Origin of the sequence: Devosia sp. A16 (genome assembly GCF_001402915.1) — a bacterium.
Classification (GTDB): domain Bacteria; phylum Pseudomonadota; class Alphaproteobacteria; order Rhizobiales; family Devosiaceae; genus Devosia_A.
The window spans coordinates 4,013,667-4,033,335 of the sequence record NZ_CP012945.1 but is presented as its reverse complement, the minus strand read 5'-3'; the positions used below and the strand labels follow the sequence as shown (position 1 = coordinate 4,033,335).

Annotated in this window: 15 protein-coding genes; 11 read left to right on the top strand and 4 right to left on the bottom strand. The window is 62.8% G+C overall.

Going from position 1 to position 19,669, the window contains the following annotated elements:
* Positions 1-163: 163 nt before the first annotated feature.
* From APS40_RS19360 to APS40_RS19340, 5 genes are read left to right on the top strand one after another with little or no spacing between them, the layout of a single operon-like run.
* A complete protein-coding gene (locus tag APS40_RS19360; protein WP_055048609.1) occupies positions 164-1,312 on the top strand; it encodes an extracellular solute-binding protein in 1,149 nt (382 codons plus the stop codon).
* The gene (locus APS40_RS19355) at positions 1,309-2,184 is read left to right on the top strand and encodes an ABC transporter permease subunit (RefSeq protein WP_055048608.1); all 876 of its coding nucleotides are present in this window, start codon (positions 1,309-1,311) and stop codon (positions 2,182-2,184) included. Before APS40_RS19360 ends, APS40_RS19355 begins: the two co-directional genes overlap by 4 nt.
* A gap of 1 nt (position 2,185) precedes the next feature.
* Positions 2,186-3,007 (top strand): ABC transporter permease, encoded by an 822-nt coding sequence (locus tag APS40_RS19350; protein WP_055048607.1) that lies wholly within the window; start codon positions 2,186-2,188, stop codon positions 3,005-3,007.
* A gap of 8 nt (positions 3,008-3,015) precedes the next feature.
* Positions 3,016-4,053 (top strand): ABC transporter ATP-binding protein, encoded by a 1,038-nt coding sequence (locus APS40_RS19345; RefSeq protein ID WP_055048606.1) that lies wholly within the window; start codon positions 3,016-3,018, stop codon positions 4,051-4,053.
* Between the two features lie 5 nt (positions 4,054-4,058).
* Complete coding sequence (locus APS40_RS19340; RefSeq protein ID WP_055048605.1) at positions 4,059-4,892, top strand: glycerophosphodiester phosphodiesterase; 834 nt, start codon at positions 4,059-4,061, stop codon at positions 4,890-4,892.
* 62 nt (positions 4,893-4,954) lie between these two features.
* Here APS40_RS19340 and APS40_RS19335 read toward each other — a convergent pair whose 3' ends face one another.
* The 3 genes from APS40_RS19335 to APS40_RS19325 all read right to left on the bottom strand — a co-directional run bounded on the left by APS40_RS19335 (position 4,955) and on the right by APS40_RS19325 (position 7,771).
* Complete coding sequence (locus APS40_RS19335) at positions 4,955-5,782, bottom strand: inositol monophosphatase family protein (protein WP_055048604.1); 828 nt, start codon at positions 5,780-5,782, stop codon at positions 4,955-4,957.
* A gap of 61 nt (positions 5,783-5,843) precedes the next feature.
* Positions 5,844-6,815: a UDP-glucose 4-epimerase GalE gene (gene galE, locus APS40_RS19330; RefSeq protein WP_055048603.1), complete on the bottom strand. Its 972-nt coding sequence runs from the start codon at positions 6,813-6,815 to the stop codon at positions 5,844-5,846.
* A 2-nt stretch (positions 6,816-6,817) separates the two neighbouring features.
* On the bottom strand, positions 6,818-7,771 hold the full coding sequence (locus tag APS40_RS19325; RefSeq protein WP_055048602.1) for a UDP-glucuronic acid decarboxylase family protein: 954 nt from the start codon (positions 7,769-7,771) through the stop codon (positions 6,818-6,820).
* A gap of 215 nt (positions 7,772-7,986) precedes the next feature.
* Here APS40_RS19325 and APS40_RS19320 point away from each other — a divergent pair, with 215 nt between their 5' ends.
* From APS40_RS19320 to APS40_RS19300, 5 genes are all read left to right on the top strand, one after another.
* The gene (locus APS40_RS19320; protein WP_055048601.1) at positions 7,987-11,748 is read left to right on the top strand and encodes a tetratricopeptide repeat protein; all 3,762 of its coding nucleotides are present in this window, start codon (positions 7,987-7,989) and stop codon (positions 11,746-11,748) included.
* Positions 11,749-12,033: 285 nt separating this feature from the next.
* The gene (locus APS40_RS19315; RefSeq protein WP_055048600.1) at positions 12,034-13,107 is read left to right on the top strand and encodes an NAD-dependent epimerase/dehydratase family protein; all 1,074 of its coding nucleotides are present in this window, start codon (positions 12,034-12,036) and stop codon (positions 13,105-13,107) included.
* A complete protein-coding gene (locus tag APS40_RS19310) occupies positions 13,104-13,904 on the top strand; it encodes a WecB/TagA/CpsF family glycosyltransferase (protein ID WP_055048599.1) in 801 nt (266 codons plus the stop codon). The genes APS40_RS19315 and APS40_RS19310 overlap by 4 nt, the downstream gene beginning before the upstream one ends.
* Before the next feature lie 244 nt (positions 13,905-14,148).
* Positions 14,149-15,294 carry a glycosyltransferase family 4 protein gene (locus APS40_RS24615; protein WP_082434536.1) on the top strand — a complete coding sequence of 382 codons (1,146 nt, stop codon included), beginning with the start codon at positions 14,149-14,151 and terminating at the stop codon, positions 15,292-15,294.
* A 3-nt stretch (positions 15,295-15,297) separates the two neighbouring features.
* The gene (locus APS40_RS19300; protein WP_055048597.1) at positions 15,298-16,548 is read left to right on the top strand and encodes a lipopolysaccharide biosynthesis protein; all 1,251 of its coding nucleotides are present in this window, start codon (positions 15,298-15,300) and stop codon (positions 16,546-16,548) included.
* A 14-nt stretch (positions 16,549-16,562) separates the two neighbouring features.
* Here APS40_RS19300 and APS40_RS19295 read toward each other — a convergent pair whose 3' ends face one another.
* Positions 16,563-17,735 carry an EpsG family protein gene (locus APS40_RS19295; protein ID WP_156343001.1) on the bottom strand — a complete coding sequence of 391 codons (1,173 nt, stop codon included), beginning with the start codon at positions 17,733-17,735 and terminating at the stop codon, positions 16,563-16,565.
* A gap of 603 nt (positions 17,736-18,338) precedes the next feature.
* On the opposite strand from APS40_RS19295, the gene APS40_RS24610 reads away from it, so the two are divergent.
* Positions 18,339-19,481 (top strand): glycosyltransferase, encoded by a 1,143-nt coding sequence (locus APS40_RS24610; protein WP_197279368.1) that lies wholly within the window; start codon positions 18,339-18,341, stop codon positions 19,479-19,481.
* The last annotated feature ends 188 nt before the right edge of the window (positions 19,482-19,669 follow it).

Sequence of the window (19,669 nt, the reverse complement as noted above, 5' to 3'; positions counted from 1 at the left end):
GCGACAGCAGGCGCGCGGAATAAATCAGGCGCACGCTGTCACAATGGAATTTCCGTTCCATTTTTCGCTTGCCAGCGGGCCAGCCGAGATTAGTCTGGGCTCTACGGTCGGCGTCAGATTGACCTGCCGCGGGATGGCCCGCAGGCGAACCAGGGAGACAACGATGAAACGTCGTGCGTTTATGCTTTCGGTCGGTGGCGCAGCCGCCGGCATGGTGCTGCTGCCGCGGATGGCCTTCGCCGAAGCGGGCAAGATCGACTGGTACACCTCGTCGGATCAGAACATCCTCGACTTCTGGACCAATTTGGTGAAGCCGAAGTTCGAGGCCGCCAATGCGGGCATCACCCTGAATCTCGTTGACGGTGGCGACTCTGCCGGTGTGCAGGCAATCGCCGAACGCGCGGTGGCGGCGATGCAGACCAACACCGACCCGCAGGCCGACATGGCCGAAGGGTTCGATACCCGCCTTCCCAAGGGCGGCATCGAAGCCGGGCTGTGGGTCGATTTCAGCAAGGCGAACCTCTCCAACTATTCCAAGATCAACCCGCTGGCCTTCGACGTTCCGACCAGCCTGCCCTACCGCGGCAGCCAGGTGCTGCTCGCCTACGACACCACCAAGCTCCCCGCGGCCGATGCGCCCAAGACCTGGGCGGCGCTGGTTGCCTGGATCAAGGCGAACCCGGGTCAGTTCGTCTATAACCGCCCCGACAAGGGTGGTTCGGGCGGCAACTTCGTGCGCCGCGCCATCTGGGAAGCCAACGGCAACGACCCCAGCAAGTTCACCGTCGACAATTTCGGCACCTTCGGCGCCGAAGCGCTCCCCCCGGCATGGGAGCTGCTCAAGGACCTTGCCCCCTCGCTGATGGACAAGGGCGCCTATACTTCGGGCAACACCCAGTCGATCCAGCTGCTGTCGCAGGGCGCGGTCACCATGGTCCCGGCCTGGTCCGACCAGGCCCTGCAGGCCATCGCGACGGGCGTGCTGCCCGAGACCACCGGCCTCGTGCAGCTCACCGACCTGGCGCTCGCCGGCGGCTTCACCAAGATCGGCGTGTTCAGCAACGGCGTGAACAAGGACGCCGCACTCAAGCTCGCGGATTTCGTGCTGACCGAGGAGATCCAGTCGGCGGTGATCACCGAGCTCGGCGGTTTCCCCGGCGTGTCGTGGGACAATGTGAGCAAGGAGCTCCGGGAAAAGTATGCCGACGTCATTCCCGCCACCATCCCGGTGTTTCCGGGTGGTGACTGGGAGAAGGCGATCAACGACGGCTGGTACCGCGAAGTCGCGCCGAACGTGGACCGCGCTGCGTGAGCCTGACGCCCGCAAGCGACATTGTCGGCACCAAGAAGAGCGGGAGGCCGATCGGCCTCCTGCTCGTCGCTGCGCCGGTGCTGCTGGTCGCCTGGATGATCATCTGGCCGATCATTTCGGCCATCGGGCGCACCATCTGGCTGCCCAATGAGGGCGGCGGCGAGAGCTTTTCGCTCGACACCTACAGGTTCTTCTTCACCGACCAGTACAGCCTCAACAACCTCGGCGTCACGCTGTGGACGACGGGCGTCTGCGCGCTGCTGCTGGTGCTGATCTGCCTGCCGATCGCGCTCTACCTGCGCTTCGCCAAGGGGCGGCTCGCCGCCTATGTGCAGGGCCTTGCGATCTTTCCGATGTTCGTGCCCTCGATCATCCTGAGCTACGCGGTGATCCGCGTCCTGGGACCGAACGGCACGGTGGACCTGCTGCTCAACGCGGTCGGCCTGCCGAAAATCCGCACGCCCTACCTGACGCCGTGGGGACCTGTGATCGGGCTGGTGTGGGACAATATCCCGCTGACGGTGCTGATCCTGCTTTCGGGGCTGGGGAACGTCTCCAACCAGGCGATCGAGGCGGCGCGCGACGTCGGCGCCGGGCGGCTGGCGCTGCTCTGGCACATCATCCTGCCGCGCATTTCCAATTCCATCCTGGTAGCGGTGAGCTTCACCGTGCTCGGGATTTTCTCCGCCTTCACCCTGCCCTATGTGCTGGGCCCTGCGGCGCCGGAAATGATGGGGCCGTTCATGCAGCGCACCTTCCGCGATCTCAACGATCCGACCAACGCCATCACCCAGGCGGTGATCACCTTCTGCTTCTGCATCGTGTTCGGGCTGTTCTACGTCCGCTCGGTCGCCAAGAACCGGACTCCGTAGCATGGCGCGCGCACTCGTAGAAAAACGCATCGACTGGACCGGCATCTTCTTTGCCGTGATCCTGACCATCGTCATCGTGGTGCCGCTCCTGGTGGTGGGCACCTGGGCCTTCACCAATGTGTGGCGTTACCCCTCGGTGATCCCGCAGGAGTTCGGGCTCAAATTCTGGCAGCAGACGCTGGCCCGCGCCGACGTCTGGAGCGCCATCACCATGAGCCTCAGCCTCGCGACGGTGGTGACGCTGCTTTCGGCGATCATCTGCCTGCCGGCGGCCTATGCCTTCGCGCGCATGGATTTTCCCGGCCGGAACATCCTGTTCTTCTCGTTCCTCGCCGGGCACGCCTTCCCGAAGTTTGGCCTCTTGGTCGCCATCGCCGGCATCTTTCTGAGCCTCAACCTGATCGGCACGTTCTGGGGCGTGGTGCTGATCCAGCTCGTCGGCACGCTGCTGTTCATGATCTGGATCCCGGTTGCCGCCTTCCAGTCGGTCGACCGGCGGATGGAAGAGGCGGCGCGCGACGTGGGCGCCGGCCCGTTCCGGGTGTTCTGGTCGATCACCCTGCCCCAGGCCGGGCCGACCATCGCGGCCGCGATCCTCCTGAGCTTCGTCGGCACCTTCTACGAAACCGAGGGCGCCTGGTTGATCGGCGCCCCCCAGATCCGCACCCTGCCGGTGCTGATGATCAGCTTCATCAACAACCAGCCGGTGATCCAGTACGGCGCGGTGCTGTCCGTGCTGCTCTGGGTACCCAGCTTCATCGCGCTGCTGTTCGCGCGCCGCGTCATCAGTTCGGGCAGTTTTGCCAAGGGCTTTGGCGGTTAGGAACCACTATGTCCGTGCTCGATATCAAGAACGTCACCAAGAGCTTCTCGACCACCAAGGCGGTGGACGATTTCACGCTGACCGTCGGGGACGGCGAACTGGTTTGCCTGCTCGGCCCATCCGGTTCGGGCAAGTCGACGCTGCTCCGCATGATCGGTGGCTTCGAGACCCCGACCTCGGGTTACGTGGCGATCGACGGGGAAGACGTGACGCGGGTCCCGCCCGAGAAGCGGCCGACCGGCATGGTGTTCCAGAGCCATGCGCTGTGGACGCACATGAACGTGTTCAAGAACCTGGCGTTCGGGCTGAAGCTGCGCCGCCTGCCCGAGGCCGAGATCAAGCGCAAGGTCGAGGCGGTGCTGGAGCTGGTCGGGCTCGGCGGCTTCGGCAACCGCGCCACCAACCAGCTGTCGGGCGGCCAGCAGCAGCGTGTGGCGCTGGCGCGCTCGCTGGTGCTGGAGCCGAAAATCCTGCTGCTCGACGAACCTTTCGCGAGTCTCGACCAGCACTTGCGCGAGCGCCTTCGCGAAGAGGTTCGGGATATCCAGCAGCGGCTGAAGATCACCACGCTGTTCGTCACGCATGGACAGGACGAAGCGCTGGCGCTGGCCGACCGCATCGTGGTGATGCGCGACGGGCGCACCGAGCAGGCGGCGCGGCCGGACATCGTCTATCGCGAGCCGGCGACGCCATTCGTGGCGGGTTTCATCGGCACGATGAACCTGGTCGAGGGCACCGTTGCCAACGGTAGCTTCACGCATTCCGGCTTCACCGTGCCGCTGCCGGTGGGCGATGGCGCGGCGACGGTGGCGGTTCGGCCCGAGGCTCTCGAGATCGTTTCGACCAATGGCGCCGGCATGGCCAGAATCCACCGCGTCACCGACTATGGCACGCACGCTATCGTCGATATCGAGCTGCCCGATGGGACACGGCTCAAGTCGATGACCGGCGAGGCGCGCGACTGGTCGCATGGCCAGCCGATCGACTTGAAGCCGAGAGCCTTCGCGGCCTACCGCGACAACGCGGCGATCCACCGGAGCAACTGAGAGATATGGCCGACGCGATTTCGGTGACCCGTGCCGGTCATCGCACGTTCTTCAAGTGGCACCGCGGCCGGCGGACCGGCTCCGATCCGGTGTTCACCGGGCGCCGCATCATCGAAGGCATGCAACACGGCGCCAGCGTCGAGGTCGACCTGGTGGTCCACGCCGACAATGGCATGGCGGTGCTGCATAACCTGTCGCTGGAGCGCGAGACCACCGGCAGCGGGCTGGTGCGACAGACGCCGGCGGCAGCGCTGCGCGGCCTCAACCTGCGCGACAATGACGGGCAGCCGATCGCCGACAAGGTGATGCTGCTCGAGGACCTCGCTGCGCTGATCGCCCGTGACGGCGCGCATCCCGAAGGGCTGCTGCAGCTCGACTACAAGGAGGATGCAGCGGCGCTCAACCCTCAGGTGATCGCCAACTTCGCCGCGGCGCTGAAACCGGTGGCGCGCCACTTCATCCTGTCGTCGGGCGACGCCGAGTCGGTGCGGGTGCTGACCGACGCGACGCCGGGGCTGAGGATCGGCTACGATCCCTGCCACAAGGGCGCGATCGAACGACTGATGGACACGCGCGATTACGCCACTTTCGTCGCCGACGCAGTCGCCGCCTCGCCGAAATCCGAACTGGACTATCTGGAGTATCGGCTGGTGCTGGAAGCGGACCGCGATGGCTTCGACATCATCAACGCCTTCCACGCCCATGGGCGGCGGATCGACGCCTATACGGTGCGGCGGGCCGACGACGAGGGGATGGCAGTGGTGCGGCGGCTGCTTGAACTGAAGGTGGACCAGATCACCACGGATGATCCCGAGGGTGTGGCGGCGGCGCTGGGGTGAGCCCCGGCCTCTCGGCCATCTCCCCCCTTGCGGGGGAGATGGCCGAGAGGCCGGTGTTCGCCTCACACCCCCTTGGCGCCTTCCGGCTCCTTCTTCGGCACATCCTTCAGCTTCTCGATCAGATAGGCATGCGTCGCCTTGTTGGCGACGATCATGGCGCCGGTCTGCTCGTAATATTCCGGCCCCCGCCCCCACCAGTCGGTGACGATGCCGCCGGCTTCCTGGACGAACAGGATGCCCGCCGCGGTGTCGGTGAAACCAGTCTCCTCGAAATAGCCGGTAAGGCGCCCCATGGCGACATAGGCGCAGGAGTTGGCGGCGCTGCCGACGATGCGCACCGCCCCGACGGGCGCGCGGATGGCGTCGAGCCGCTCGTAGGCGCCGGGATAGAGCGAGAGGCCCGGCGTCGGCAGCCCGGTGCCGATGTTCATCAGCCCGATATCGGTCTGCTCGGAGACCTTGAGCCGCTCGCCGTTGAGGAAGCTCCCCTGCCCCACGATGGCGGTGAACATCTCGTCGGCCGGCGGATTGTAGAGCACGCCGATCACCGTCTCGCTGCCGCGGCGCAGCGCGAGCGAGATGGTGTAGTGCATGCCGTTGATGAAGTTGGTGGTGCCGTCGATCGGGTCGACCAGCCAGCGATACTCCTGATCGGCCTTGTCGACCGGCGGAAACTCCTCGCCGGTAAAGCTCCAGTCCGGATAGCGCTCGAACAGGAACTTTCTGATCAGCAGCTCGGATTCCTTGTCGGCGTCGGAAACGAAATCCGCCGGCCCCTTGATGCCGATCTCGATGTCGCGGAAGCGCTTGAAGTAGCCCAGCGTCAGGGCCCCCGCCTGGCGCGCGACATGGACCATGTCGGCAAGAACGGCGTCGTAGGAAATGCTCATCTGAATCACTCGCTCGGATAGAGCCGGAGTTTAGCGCGAGCGGCAGGTGAATGGAGGAAAATCAGCGGATTCTCGTGGTCCACGACCAGGCCGTTTCAACCATCCGGTCGAGGGCCGGGTAGCGCGGGACCCAGCTCAGGAGCGAACGCGCCAGCCCGGCATCGGCCCAGAGCTCGGGTGGATCGCCGGGCCGCCGATCGGCCAACTCATGCGGCACGCTGCGACCGGTCACCGCTTCGACGGTGCGGATCACGCCGAGGACGCTGTGGGGGGTGCCGGTACCGAGATTGACGGCCCGGGATGGGCCGCCGGCGACGAGGTGCTGGAGGGCGAGGACGTGGGCCTCCGCCAGGTCGGAGACGTGCACATAGTCTCGCAACGCGGTGCCATCCGGCGTCGGATAGTCGGTGCCCATCACCTTCAGGGCGGCTCCCGTGCCCGCAGCCGCCCGCAACGCCAGTGGGATCAGGTGCGGCTCGGGCTCGTGTGTTTCGCCGATCTCGCCGTCGGGATCGGCTCCCGCCGCGTTGAAGTAGCGCAGTGCCATCCATCTGGTGCCATGGGTGATGCCGTTCCAGTGCAACAGCCGCTCGCAGGCAAGCTTGGTCTCCCCATAGGGATTGGTGGGCCGCTGCGGGGAAGCCTCCGTGATCGGTAGACTGTCGGGAATGCCGTAGGTGGCGCAGGAGGACGAAAAGACGATGGTCGAGCAATCAGCTTTCCGCATCGCCTGCAACAGCGACACAGTGCCCGCGACATTAGTGTCGTAGTAGGCGAGCGGATCGCGCATCGAGTCACCGACATAGGCGAGCGCCGCGAAGTGCATGACCGCGTCGGGACGAACGCTGGCGAAAACCTGCTCCAGTGTGCTCCGATCCCGGATGTCGACCTGATGCAGCGGCCCCCAGCGAACCGCTTCGCGGTGACCGGTCGAAAGGTTGTCGATCACCACCGGCTCGTGACCAGCTTGCGCCAGCGCCTTGGCAGCGTGGCTGCCGATATAGCCGGCGCCACCGATGACAGCGACCCGCATGCCTAGGCCGCCACCACGGTGCGGAAATAATCGATGGTGCGCGCCATTCCCTCTTCGAGCGCCACGGTGGGCGCCCAGCCGAGTTTCTCACGCGCTAGCGAGATGTCCGGACGGCGCTGACGCGGGTCGTCCGAGGGCAACGGCATATAGACGATCGACGATTTGCTGCCCGTCTGCCGGACCACCATCTCGGCCAGCTCTCGCATGGTGAACTCGCCTGGGTTGCCGATGTTGATCGGGCCGGGCACGTCGGGACCCGTTTCCATCAGCCGCAACATGCCCTCGATGAGATCATCGACGTAGCAGAAGCTGCGCGTCTGGTTGCCGTCACCATAGATGGTGATCGGCTCGCCCTTCAGGGCCTGAACGATGAAGTTCGACACCACACGACCGTCATCGGGCTGCATGCGGGGACCGTAGGTATTGAAAATGCGCATCACCTTGATCTCGAGGCGGTGCTGGCGGTGATAGTCGAAAAACAGCGTCTCGGCGCAACGCTTGCCTTCGTCGTAACAGGCGCGCGTGCCGATCGGGTTGACCCGGCCCCAATAGTCTTCGGTCTGCGGGTGAACCTCGGGATCGCCATACACCTCGCTGGTGGAGGCCTGGAGGATGCGGGCATGGAGGCGCTTGGCGAGGCCAAGCATGTTGATGGCGCCGTGCACGCTGGTCTTGGTGGTCTGCACCGGGTCGCGCTGGTAGTGGATCGGGGAAGCCGGGCACGCCAGGTTGAAGATCCTGTCCACCTCGACATAGAGCGGAAAGGTCACGTCATGCCGCAGCAGCTCGAAGCGCGGGTTACCGATGAGATGGCGGATATTGTCCTTGCTGCCGGTATAGAAGTTGTCGACACAGATCACGTCATGACCGGCGGCGATGAGCCGATCGCAAAGATGGCTGCCCAGAAATCCGGCGCCGCCGGTGACCAGCACACGCTGCACAGAACTGTTCCTCATAAATCCTCCGCCAGTACAGAAGCCATCACTTCAGCAAATGCTTAGTACATCCACATGGCAAGCGCTCACGCAACTGCACGGCATGGATAACGGCGGCAGCGTGATAGCCGGGCGGCTGGCTACAGTCACATCGGCAGGCGGAATAGCCTGCGCGGTACGTTGAACTGGAATTGCGGTCTGATAGGCTGGTGTTGAGCGAGTAGGTCGGGTGTCCTATGATCCAGTTTTGGTGGGTTCGCCTTGCGGTCGGTTTCAGCATGATCATGCTGCCGCTGATGACGTCAGCGCGATCCGCCGAGGCGCCCGATCCGAGTTCTCTGCGCCCACGATGCATCGCTGCGGCCGCCGAGGAGCCGCTACCCTCCCGTTCGGAACTGGTGGACGCCCTGGCGGCCAGCACGGCTGGAACAGAGCGCTGTGAAGCTCTCGACGCGCTCGAGGCCCTCGCGGCCCAAGACGGTGATGTGGAAGCGGCCCTGCACGTGGGCGACGTCTTCACGGCTGGCGTGCTGGTGGATCGCGACCTAGGACGCGGGGAAGCCGCCTACTTGCTGGCTTTCGACCTGGGTAGCGCTGAGGCAGCCCTCAAACTGGGCGACATGAAACGAGCGGCCGGAAATGCGAGCAGTGCAGCGGCAGCAACGGCCTACTATGAGGACGCTCGTTCACGTGGCGCTGCCGAGGCTGCGTTGCGGCTTGGCGACTTCTTCGTCACCGCCAACGACGGCGCGAGGGCGACAGCGAACTATTCGGAAGCCGCAGCCGCCGGCTTGGCGGACGGACACCTGAAGCTCGCCAAGCTGCTTGAAGAAGGCCGCCTGGTGCCGCGCGATGTCGGCTCGGCGAGATCTCATTTGCTGCAGGCCGCCGACGCGGGCAGTCAATCGGCGGTGGTAGCCCTTGCCTTGTTGCAGCTGGACTCGGGCGATGCCGGCGGTGCCGTGGCAGCTTTGAAAGCCGCGGCCGGTATCAACCCCGACGCTGCGCTGACGTTGGGCGATCTATATCGCGACGGCCAGATAGGCGTTCCGGATCTCGACGAGGCGATCGCGAGCTATCAACTGGCCGCCGACGCGGGGAGCGCGGCAGCATGGTTGCGCATCGGCGATCTGCAGCGCGACAGAGGCAACGAGCTGGCGGCCGCAGTGCATGCATATCAGGAGGCGCTGGCCCAGGGCGATGCAGACGCGGGGCTCCGGCTCGGCGACCTCTACGCTGCTCACCCGGCAACGGCCCCCGACTCTGCTGCTGCGCTTGACAACTATGTTGCTGCATTCGCGCTCGGATCGACGGAGGCTGCCGCTCGCATCGGCCAGTTGCTTGTCGAACAGGATGATATCGCCGGCGCAGCGCGGTATTATCTGTATTCCCCCGACGAGGTGCCGCTCGCGAAGGCGCTGCCGGTTGCCGATGCGATGGCAGCCCAGAAGGAGGCGGATCGACAGGGACAGGCCATCGTAGGACTCTACCAGCGTGCCTACCAGGCTGGACAATATGATGCTGCAGTCCGGCTGGGCGACATATACTTCGAGGGCAAGCTGGTCGCTCGCGACATCGCCGCCGCAGAGCGGTTCTATCAGCTGGCGGGCTCAACCGTGCCGGCCCTGACCCTGCTCAAGCTGGGCGATGCCCGTCTCGACGGCATCGGCGTGGCGGTGGACCGGCGGGCAGCACTCGAGTACTACCGGCGTGCACTGGGCGGCGGCGTCGCAGTCGCCGGCCTCAAGCTTGGTACCGCCCTCAGCAGCGATCCGCAGGCGGCGGACGAGGCCGCCGCGGCCTTCGTTCGCGCCGCCGAGCTTGGCGAGGCAAGAGGATACCTGCTGGCCGGCGAGCTTCAGCAGGCGCGCCAGCCGGCCGCAGCTGCAGCCCTCTATGAGAAGGCCCTTTCAGCCGGCATCGGAGAGGCAGCCGGCCACCTCGGCGACATGTACTTCGACGGCGTCCTCGGTACCCCCGACATGCTGCGCGCCGCCTCGTACTACGAGCGAGCGTCTTCCGGAATACCGTCCCGAGCCTTGCTTCCGATCGCCGATGCGCTCGCCTCGCAGGGCGGGGCAACCCTGCTGTCCCAAGCGGTCGAACTCTACGAACGATCGCTTGCTCAGGGTAATCGCGATGCTGCCGGACGGCTTGGCGCCCTCTATCTTTCACAAGCGCTGGGGCCGAGCGATCCGGCGAAAGCAGAACAGTATTTCGATCAACAGCCGGACGGGATACCGGCGGAGACGCTGGTCGCTTTGGGCAACGCATATCGCGATGGCAACAATGTCCAGGTGAGCGGCTCGCGCGCTGCACAATACTACCAGAGGGCGGTCGCGGCAGGCGACGTCGCGGCCAACCAACTGCTCGGCGACCTTTACTTCGACGGCAAGCTGCTGCCGGCCGATCCTGTGCAGGCGACGAGATTCTACGAGGCGGCAGGCGCGGTTCCCTTGCGTGCGTTGCTCGCGGCGGGCGACGTGTACCGCGATGGCGCTGCGGGAACCCCAGATGGACACAAGGCGCTGGCCTACTACGCGATGGCCGACGAGGCCGGGGTTAGCGAAGCTGCTGCCCGAATGGCCGAGCTCTACTTCGCGGGATCGGTCGTCCCGAGGGACATCGGCAAGGCGGCCGCACTTTATGAGCGCTCCCCCGAAGGCGTTCCGGAGCGGGCGTTGCTCGAGATCGCCGATTATTTCCAGGGCCAGGCGGGAGACGAGGCGAAGGCACGCAAATACTATGAGGCTGCGCTCCAGCATGGCCAGACTGAAGCCGCCGCTCGGTTGGGAGATATCTTCTTCTACGGGCGGGGAACGAGCCGCGATCTCGCCAAAGCGGAGTCCTATTACGAACGCGCGCCCTCGGGCGTTCCCGATGAAGCCAACCTGATACTTGGCGATGCGTACCGCGACGGCAATGGCGTTAGCACGGACGGCGAACGCGCCCTGCACTACTATCAGGCTGCCCTGCCATCATACCCTGAGGAAGCGGCAGAGCGGCTGGCGAACATCCTGTTCCTGGGCAAGATAGTGCCTCGAGATCTGATGGGCGCGGCAGGATACTTCGATCGGTGGACAAGGCTTCCGCCACCTGCAGTCCTTGCGGAACTGGGCGATGCCTTCGTCACCGGCAGGGGAGTCGCCGCGGACGTAAAACGTGGCCTCGGCTACCTGTCTCGTGCGGCGGACGCCGGCGACGTTGCCTCGTTGGTCCGGCTAGGGGAACTATTCCGGAGCGGAGAGGTCGTGCCCCAGGATCTGCCACGCGCAGCCGGGTATCTCCTGCGCGCCGCGACGGCAGGCAACGAGCGACCGCTGTTGGCGCTCGCGGACGACTATCTCGACCAACCTGTCGCGGCGAACGAGCTCAATCCTGGTATCGCGTTGCTGAGACAGGCAGCTTCCGCGAATGTTCCGGGCGCCGCGGTCCTGCTTGCAGAAGCGCTGGTGGCTGGTCGCGGCATTCTCCCCGACGGGGCGGCCGCAGCGGCAGTGCTGGAGCTTGCTGTCGGGCGAGGAAACGCTGACGCGGGCCTGGCGTTGGTCAAGCTCTATCGCAGAGGCGCAGCTGGTCTGCCGGCGCAGCCGGCGGAAGCGCGGCGTGTGTACGACGCGGTTGCGGCGCACCTGCCAGCCCAGCAAGCGATTGCCGAACGGCTGATGCTCAGCGTCGGCGTGAGCGGGTTGCCCCGCTCGCCAGAAGACCTGGCCCGGGACTTCATGCTGCTGCAGCCCGCCACCCAGGCACAGGTGCTGCTGGAGATGCGGACTTTGAACGAGAACGCCTATGTCTTTCTGCTCCAGTCGGCACTGGTCAACCGAGGCCTGCTCATCGACGAAGCGCCCTCGGGACAACTCACCAGGAAAACCATTCGCGCGATCAGGACGTTGTGCGCCGGAGTGGGACAGGAGGAAACCTGCCTCGCGGGGCCCATGTCGGAGGCGTCGAGCCAGGTGATCACCGATGCCCTTCGCCACCCCCCCTCGCCCTAGAGTTTTCGAGTTCAGCGACCTCGTCAGGTTACTGATGACGCTGTGTCTTCTTGCCAAGCAATTAGGTCAGCCAGCCCCGCGATTCACGATACTGGAGCAAATGACGTGCAAGCATGCCGGCTTATGAGTCACAATTGCTTTAGCGACTTCCTGTTCGCCTTGTCGCGAACATACAATGGGGATCAGGGAGCCTTTTCTCCCTGATCCCCGCGCCAGGGATGTCGCAGCCGGGCCTGGAAGAAGAACATCGTTGACAGTCTTAAAGTCGAACGGACGCGAATTCAAATGAGCATAGCAGTCGTTACTGGCGCTGGCGGGCTGATCGGGTCCGAGGCTGTCACGTTTCTGGTGTCACAGGGCCTCGACGTTGTCGGCGTTGACAATGACATGCGGTCCTACTTCTTCGGTCCGGAAGCCTCCACCTCGTGGCGCGTTGACGAGCTCCGCCGGCAGCACAGTCGCTATCAGCACCGTAGCGTGGACGTTCGAGACAAGGACGGGCTGAACGCGCTGTTTGCCGATCTTGGCAATGACGTGATGATGGTGCTGCACGCCGCTGCGCAACCCTCGCACGACTGGGCCGCTCGCGAGCCATTCACGGATTTCGGCGTCAATGCGCTGGGCACCCTCAATATGCTCGAGGCGACACGCCATCACGCACCGGAGGCGGCCTTCCTCTACATGTCGACCAACAAGGTTTATGGCGACACCCCCAATCGGCTGCCTCTCGTCGAACATGAGACACGGCTGGAAGTTGCCGCCGAGCATCCCTACTTCGCGCACGGTATCGACGAGAGCATGAGCATCGACCAGTCGACGCACAGCCTGTTCGGGGTATCCAAGCTCTCGGCCGATGCATTGGTGCAGGAATATGGGCGTTACTTCGACATGAAGACCGGCTGCTTCCGTGGCGGCTGCCTCACCGGCGGCGGCCACTCGAGCACGGAGCTGCACGGCTTTCTGGCCTACCTGATGAAGTGCACCGTCACCGGCCGGCCCTATACGATTTTCGGATATGGCGGCAAACAGGTGCGGGACAACATCCACTCACACGATCTGGTGCAGGCGCTCTGGCGGTTTGCCCAGGCGCCAGGCTCGGGCAAGGTCTACAACGTCGGAGGCGGCCGCACTGCCAATTGTTCGATGCTCGAGGCCATCGAACTTTGCCAGACTATTGCGGGTCGAAAGCTTAACGTCAGCTACTCGGAGCAGAACCGCATCGGCGATCATATGTGGTGGATCAGCGACATGTCGCGCTTCGAAGACGACTATCCGGGATATCGGCTCAGCTACGACCTCCATGCGACGCTGGAGGACATCCACGAGATGGGCCGCGGGCGCTGGCTGATGGACGCATGATCCAGCGAGGCAAGCGCGACATTCTCGGCGTCGGGATCAGCGTCGTCGACTACGAGGGCGCTACCGCTCAGGTCATCGAGGCGGCTCAGGCCAGGCAGCCGCTGGCGGTAAGCGCGCTTGCCGTCCATGGGGTGATGACGGGAGTGCTCGATCCCGAACACCGCTATCGTCTCAATCGCTTTGGCCTCGTCGTTCCCGATGGGCAACCCGTACGCTGGGCGCTGCGGTGGATCCATGGAGAAGTACTCCCCGACCGTGTCACAGGCCCGCAGCTGACGATCGCGATTTTCAGACGGGCGGCCGAGCTTGGACTGTCGGTCTTTCTGTTCGGCAGTCGCACCGAGACTCTCGATGCGATGCGCTCACGCCTCGCATCAGAGCTCCCGAACCTGCGTATCGCCGGCGCCGAGCCTTCCGCTTTCCGCCAATTGAGCGAGAGCGAGAGCCGCGAGCTCGACCAGCGCATTCGTGCCTCCGGTGCCGATATCGTGCTGGTCGGACTGGGCTGTCCCAGACAGGAGGTGTTTGCCTACGAGCATGCCGACGCGCTCTCTCGGCCAACCATCGCGGTCGGGGCGGCCTATGACTATTATGCCGGCCGGTTATCGCGGGCGCCGCAGTGGGTCCAGTCCGCCGGTCTGGAATGGGTGTTCCGCCTGGTGCAGGAGCCGAAGCGACTTTGGAAGCGCTATCTGCTGCTGAACCCTCTCTATCTCACCCTGCTGGCGCGGCAGAAACTGGGTTTGCTGCATCCCGAAGCAGAGCGGGTGCCGAGCCAGGACCTGCGCTACGGATAGGTTATGCGGCTGCCCATCGCGACACGGGCAGACACTCCCACGGTGAGCGACGCCGCAGCAATCGCCCGCACGGCTACCTCTCGACAGGACAATGCGCCCCTGAGATCGTTGAGCCTCACGGCCCTCGAGGGTCACGTTGTTGAGCCAGCAGGTTGTGCCTACGAGTGAGCGTCTGGAGGCGCGAATGGGCTTGGAATTAGTGGAGGTCGGCGCTCGTGCAGACTTCACGGGCAGGAGTTGACCGATGGGTGACAGGCGACTTTCGATCGTCTATCTCGCGCACCAAGTAGCCGACTATCGGCTGTGCACGATGAAGCACTTGGCCCGCGAATGCGCGCCCTTTGGTGATCTTACTCTACTTACAAGCAACACAGCCGCCTTGTCGGAAGCCGATCTAGAGGCTTATCGCAGCCACGGGACGCTTGCCGTTCTACCCGGGCGACCGCTGCTCAGGCTGCTCAATTCAGACGGTGAACCACGATTTGAACTTCATTTCAGTTGGCAGCTGTTGTGGTGGCTACTTAGCCGGAAACCGGATGTCGTAATTGCTGAAGGATTTGGCCGCTGGGCGATCCATGGCTTCCTGCTAAAGATGCTCAGACCACGCACACGTGTGATAACATCTTATGAGCGTACGCGATGGACGGAGCGCAAAAACTCGTGGCCCCGGCGAGCCGTTTATCGTGCGCTCAGCCGACTGGCATCAGGGTACTTTATCAACGGCAAGGAGACCCGGGCGCTACTTCAGGCGCTTGGTTTCTCCTCTCCCATACTCTCGCCCCGCAACTACACCTGCCACGAGTCCTTCTTCGAGCTTACCGCAATCGAACAACGCAGTGCAAAACTCCACATGTTCGTTGCCGCGCAGCTCATCGATAGGAAGGGGCTCCGTGAGCTTATCGAGGCCGTCGGACGCAGCCCCAGCAAGGAGGCCTTTTTACTTAGCGTGGTCGGTGAAGGGCCCCTGGCTAGCGAACTGCGACAGCTAGTCGAACAGCAGGGCCTGACAAACATCGTCAAACTCCTGGGAAAGGTTCCACGCAATAGAGTCCTCGAGTTGCTGGTAAGCTGCGACCTAGCCATGCTTCCAACCAAGGAAGACAATTGGTCTCTGTCGATCGTGGAGGCTCTCGCCGCGGGAAAACCGGCTGTGACCACACAGTATAACGGCGTAAGCGGCGACATCGTCCTCGATGGTGTGAACGGCTTCATATTCGATGTGGCCAATCCTCGGAGTATCGACCAGGTTCTTGAACGAGTGATCGACAGACGCCAGCAGTTAGCTGCCATGGGCCGCGCGGCACGTGAGATTGCTGCCTCTGTCAGTCCCGCATCTATCGCCAAGCAGATGCGGGACGGAATACTTTCGCTTCATCTGCGCGACGGCTAAGCCATGTCCATAACTAAGTTGCTGGTAAGTGGCGCCGCTATTAAGGCGGCACAGGTTGGACTGGGCTTCGTTGCTTCGATAGTCCTTACTCGCACGGTCAGCGTTGAAGACTTCGGCATCTACAGCCGCAACGCTGCTCTGATGCTCTTCCTGTCTCTGGTTTTCCACCTGGGTATTCCGGGCTTGACCGTGGCCCGATTCCCGCGGGCGAAGGGTCGCTTCGCGCGCTACCTGGTCGCGCAAGGTATTCGATGGGGCTTCGTTGGCGCCATGGGAGCGAGTATCGCATTCGCCCTTACTCAAGCACTACTGTTCCCACAGCCGGCATGGACAGTCGCCATATGGTGTGTTGCCACGGGGCTTACATCATTCCTGGCGATACTTGTTGCGATTGGCAAATCCAACGGCGCAGTTGTCTTGTCGAACGCCCTCGATATGGTAGGTCGACAAGTTCTTTTCCTCTTTGCTTTTTTTCTGCTCTACCAGCTTGCGCCGGCAGACCGGACGGCGCTGGCGGTCCTGACTTCATATGCAGTTGTCTGCGTTCTTCTTTACCGCCGTTTTGTGCCCTCTTCCAACATTTTGCGCGGGCCTTGGCTATCAATTGCGTATCTTCAGCGCAGCTGGGTATTTGTTCTAGTGAGTGTCGGCTGGGCGCTTAGCCAGTATTTGGACATCTTGCTAATTGGCGCCCTTTCAGACGCCACCTCGGTGGCGAACTACCGTTTGGCAGTACTTATTTCCTCTGCGGCTGCGATTGGCATTTCTGTCCTGGACATGGTCTTGGCACCTCGCATCGTCAGCACATATGCTTCCGGCGATATTGAAGCCGTGTCCCAGTTGTGCCAGCGCAGCGCCGCACTCTCTACGGCAGCCACCCTGATCGGCGCAGTCGCCTTCTGGGTTGTCGGCAAGGACCTGATGGTACTAGTGTTCGGGCCCGACTACGCTTCGGCCTACTTGCCCGCAGCGATTCTAGTTTCTATGCAAATTGCAGTTGCAGCGTGTGGCCCGGCAGCACTGAGCTTGATGATTCTGGGATCTGAGCGGCTCTACATCTTACTGATGTTTGCATTTTCTGGGTTGAACCTGCTCCTCAACCTGCTGCTAGTGCCTCGCTACGGTGCGATCGGAGCCGCGTTTGCTACGGCCACATCCGCTACCTTAATGAACATTTCTGCTTGCCTCGCCGCACGCCGCCTACTTCAGCTCCGAACATGGGGGTGGCCAGCTTCTCTGAAGGTACGATCATAGCACTTAAGCGCGCTTCACCTGCCGTCCCAGGCGGGGATCAGCAAGGACGAATTGAATTGGAATGCCGAGTTGAGCAACCTCGCATCTGCGTATAGTAACGCTACAAGAACAACTAACAGCGCACCTGATCGCGGTACCGCCTTGACAATGCCCGGGGTGATCAGCACCAAAACCATGCACCGCAAAAGGTCACCGTAGAAATAGAATCGCACGTAGAGGATATTGACGTCCCTCGACCAGAAAATAAGACTCACCAAGGTCAGAGCGAAGATAGCAACCGTCCGGAACAGATCACTATTTGGCCAGCGCCTACTTGAGAGCAGTAGCCCCAAAAGCAGGAGCGCATCGATAGCGTATGCCGCCAGTGACAGAGTGGAACTGTCGTTGGATCCATAAACGCGTGCGCTCCCCCCCAGCATCGAAACCAAGACGGGCATGGCCGCCGACAGACCTGCCGTCGCGAGAATGCGTAAGCTGGGGCTCTTGAGGTTTGCGATAAACCACGCCGAGCCAATCAACCCCACGAACAAGGTGGCAGAGTTGTGAAACCCGGCCGCAACTGCCGCCAGGATCAGCGCGGTCAGGAAAGAGCGCTGCCAAAGGAAGTAGGCGAAGGGAAAGAGGTAAGCCACGGCAAGTTGCTGCCGTACCAGGTGCGTTGTCAGCATGGCAGACATCCCGATGCAGGACACGGCCACAACGACAGCGAAAACCACTTCCGGTGCCGCTCCAAGCCGGCGGGCGAAGGCGGCGGCGGTGACGCCCACGGGCACGTAGACTGCGAGCGTCACCGCAACTGCCAGTGCCGCAACACTGCCGCCGGAGATCCAGCCGGTTATCAGGCAAAGGACATAGAACAGCGGCTCGGAGCTCTGCGGTCGGACGTTGCTGATGCTCCCCTCGCTCCAGCTATACTCTGCAAGCTTGAAGTACGCTTCGAGCCCATTGTGCCAGATGAACTGGTAGTGTGAGATATACCAAAGCCAATCGCTTGCTGGGGTCTTGTGCCCATTTACCCAAGCGAACCCGGCGATTAGCAGCGCCAGCGCTGCAATGTCGGCTCGAGCCCACGACCGAGCGGCGATGCACAAGACCAGGATGCCCGAGTAGACGGGGGCGACCAAGCCAACGGCAATCGCCATCGCAAGTAGCGCCACTCGACTTAGTTCCTTGTTTGTGATGGTCAACGGCCCGCGTCCCCCTGCCCACTTGCCAGGATGACCACTGCTTTCGGAGCGGCCTTGATAATCGCTTTACGCGTTGGTGTAGTATCCAACATATTGCCACGACAAACAGCAGATGTTCGCTTGATGGTTCAGGACCGGTACGACGCTGGACTTGGCACCGACGAGGGTGGCAATGGCCGACCCTATCTCATGCTTGGACTTGCGCGAGAATTGCACCACAGGGCATTAGCATCTGCTACGCCCGCCAGATAGGGGGCCTCCGACCTTGGGATCAACCGCAAGCAGGTCGCGCACAACTCAGCAGAGGGGGGCCATGGTCATCAGTTCACTCCAACTGCCGCGGACCAAGCCTGACGGGTATGACAAACACTGCCGGCGCCCTGAGCGTCGGTTCGCTCATGCCGAGTCAGCCAGCCGGCATGATGTTTGGGATCGTCGCAAGCTCTGGGGTACGCGCGGCGAGCTCCCCACCGACGAACATCTACCCAACACCGAGTACGTGCAATGAATGGAACGAACGCTGTCGAGAACTCATCGCTTCCTTCCTTGCGCGTACTCGTACTTCACAACCTCTATCAGCAGGCAGGCGGAGAAGATGTGCAGATGAGGGCCGAGGTCGAGCTCCTTCGCCGAGCCGGTCATACGGTCCGCCTGGAGATCGTGGACAATCATACGATTTCCGGAATTGGCGCCAAGATTGAAACCTTTTTCGCCACCCCCTACAATCCTGCCCGTTTCGACTTCATCATCGGCCTCATACGAGAATTTCGCCCCGACGTTGTGCACATCCACAACTTCTTCCCCCTATTTACTCCTGCGGTTCATGAAGGAGCTCGTGCAGCTGGGGTTGCGGTGGTCCAAACCCTGCAGAACTATCGGTTGTTCTGCGCGGGAGCTTTCTTCTTGCGGGAAGGTCGCATTTGCGAGAAGTGCCTTCACGGTGCACGATACTGGGGCGTCGTTCACCGATGCTACCGCAACTCACTTCCGGGATCCGTCGCCGTTGTTCGCATGCAGAACCGAGCCTTCTCTCATCGCACCTGGGACAGCGTTGACCGATTCATCGCTCTGACTGACTTTGCGCGAGCTAAGTGTATCGAGGCCGGACTATCGGCAGACCGGATAGCGGTAAAACCCAACACGCTGCCGCTGGACTGGCAAACCCCGGGCAAAATAAGCGACAAGCGAAGTGGGGCCCTCTATGTCGGACGGCTCTCGCGGGAAAAGGGCGTCGATGTCCTTCTCGAGGCATGGCGGCAACTCCCTGACGTTCCACTGACCGTGGTCGGAAGTGGGCCGGAAGAGGCCGCGCTGAAGTCATCCGCCCCTCCCGGCGTCCGATTCCTGGGTGCACTTCAACCCGAAGACGTTCGTACGCACATGAAAGAGGCAGCTTGCTTGATCATGCCGTCGAGGTGGTATGAAGGCCTGCCCCTGACCGCCATAGAGGCATTCTCGTTGGGTCTGCCGATTATCTGCTCCCGTATTGGGTCGCTCGCAGAAATTGTTGAGCATGATAGCAATGGGTGGCATTTCGAGACCAACAGTACAACTGAGCTCGCTGAACGGGTTAGGAGTTGCTTCTCAACTCCTGGTCTCCTGGCGAAGGCGGGCCAGGAAGCACGTGCCTCATTCCACCGGCAATACAGCGGCGATAGAAACCTGGAGATGCTTACGGGTATCTACCAACAAGCCATTGCATCCGCGAAGTTGCGGGCCCTGCCGGCAGTTGGCCAAGGCGCCTGAAACGCGGTCTTTAGGTTACGCGGCGGCCAGCGCACGAGGTCACGTCTCCGAAGGCAGCAAGGGTCCCTCCGCCTTCTCCCATCTTCATAAGTGGCAGCTCGCACTTCGGCGCGACTGCCTCGGGAAAGAGTAGGCCTCGGCGGAGAATTGTCGACTGACGCGGCGTGCGATAGGCTCCTGCGCGCCCA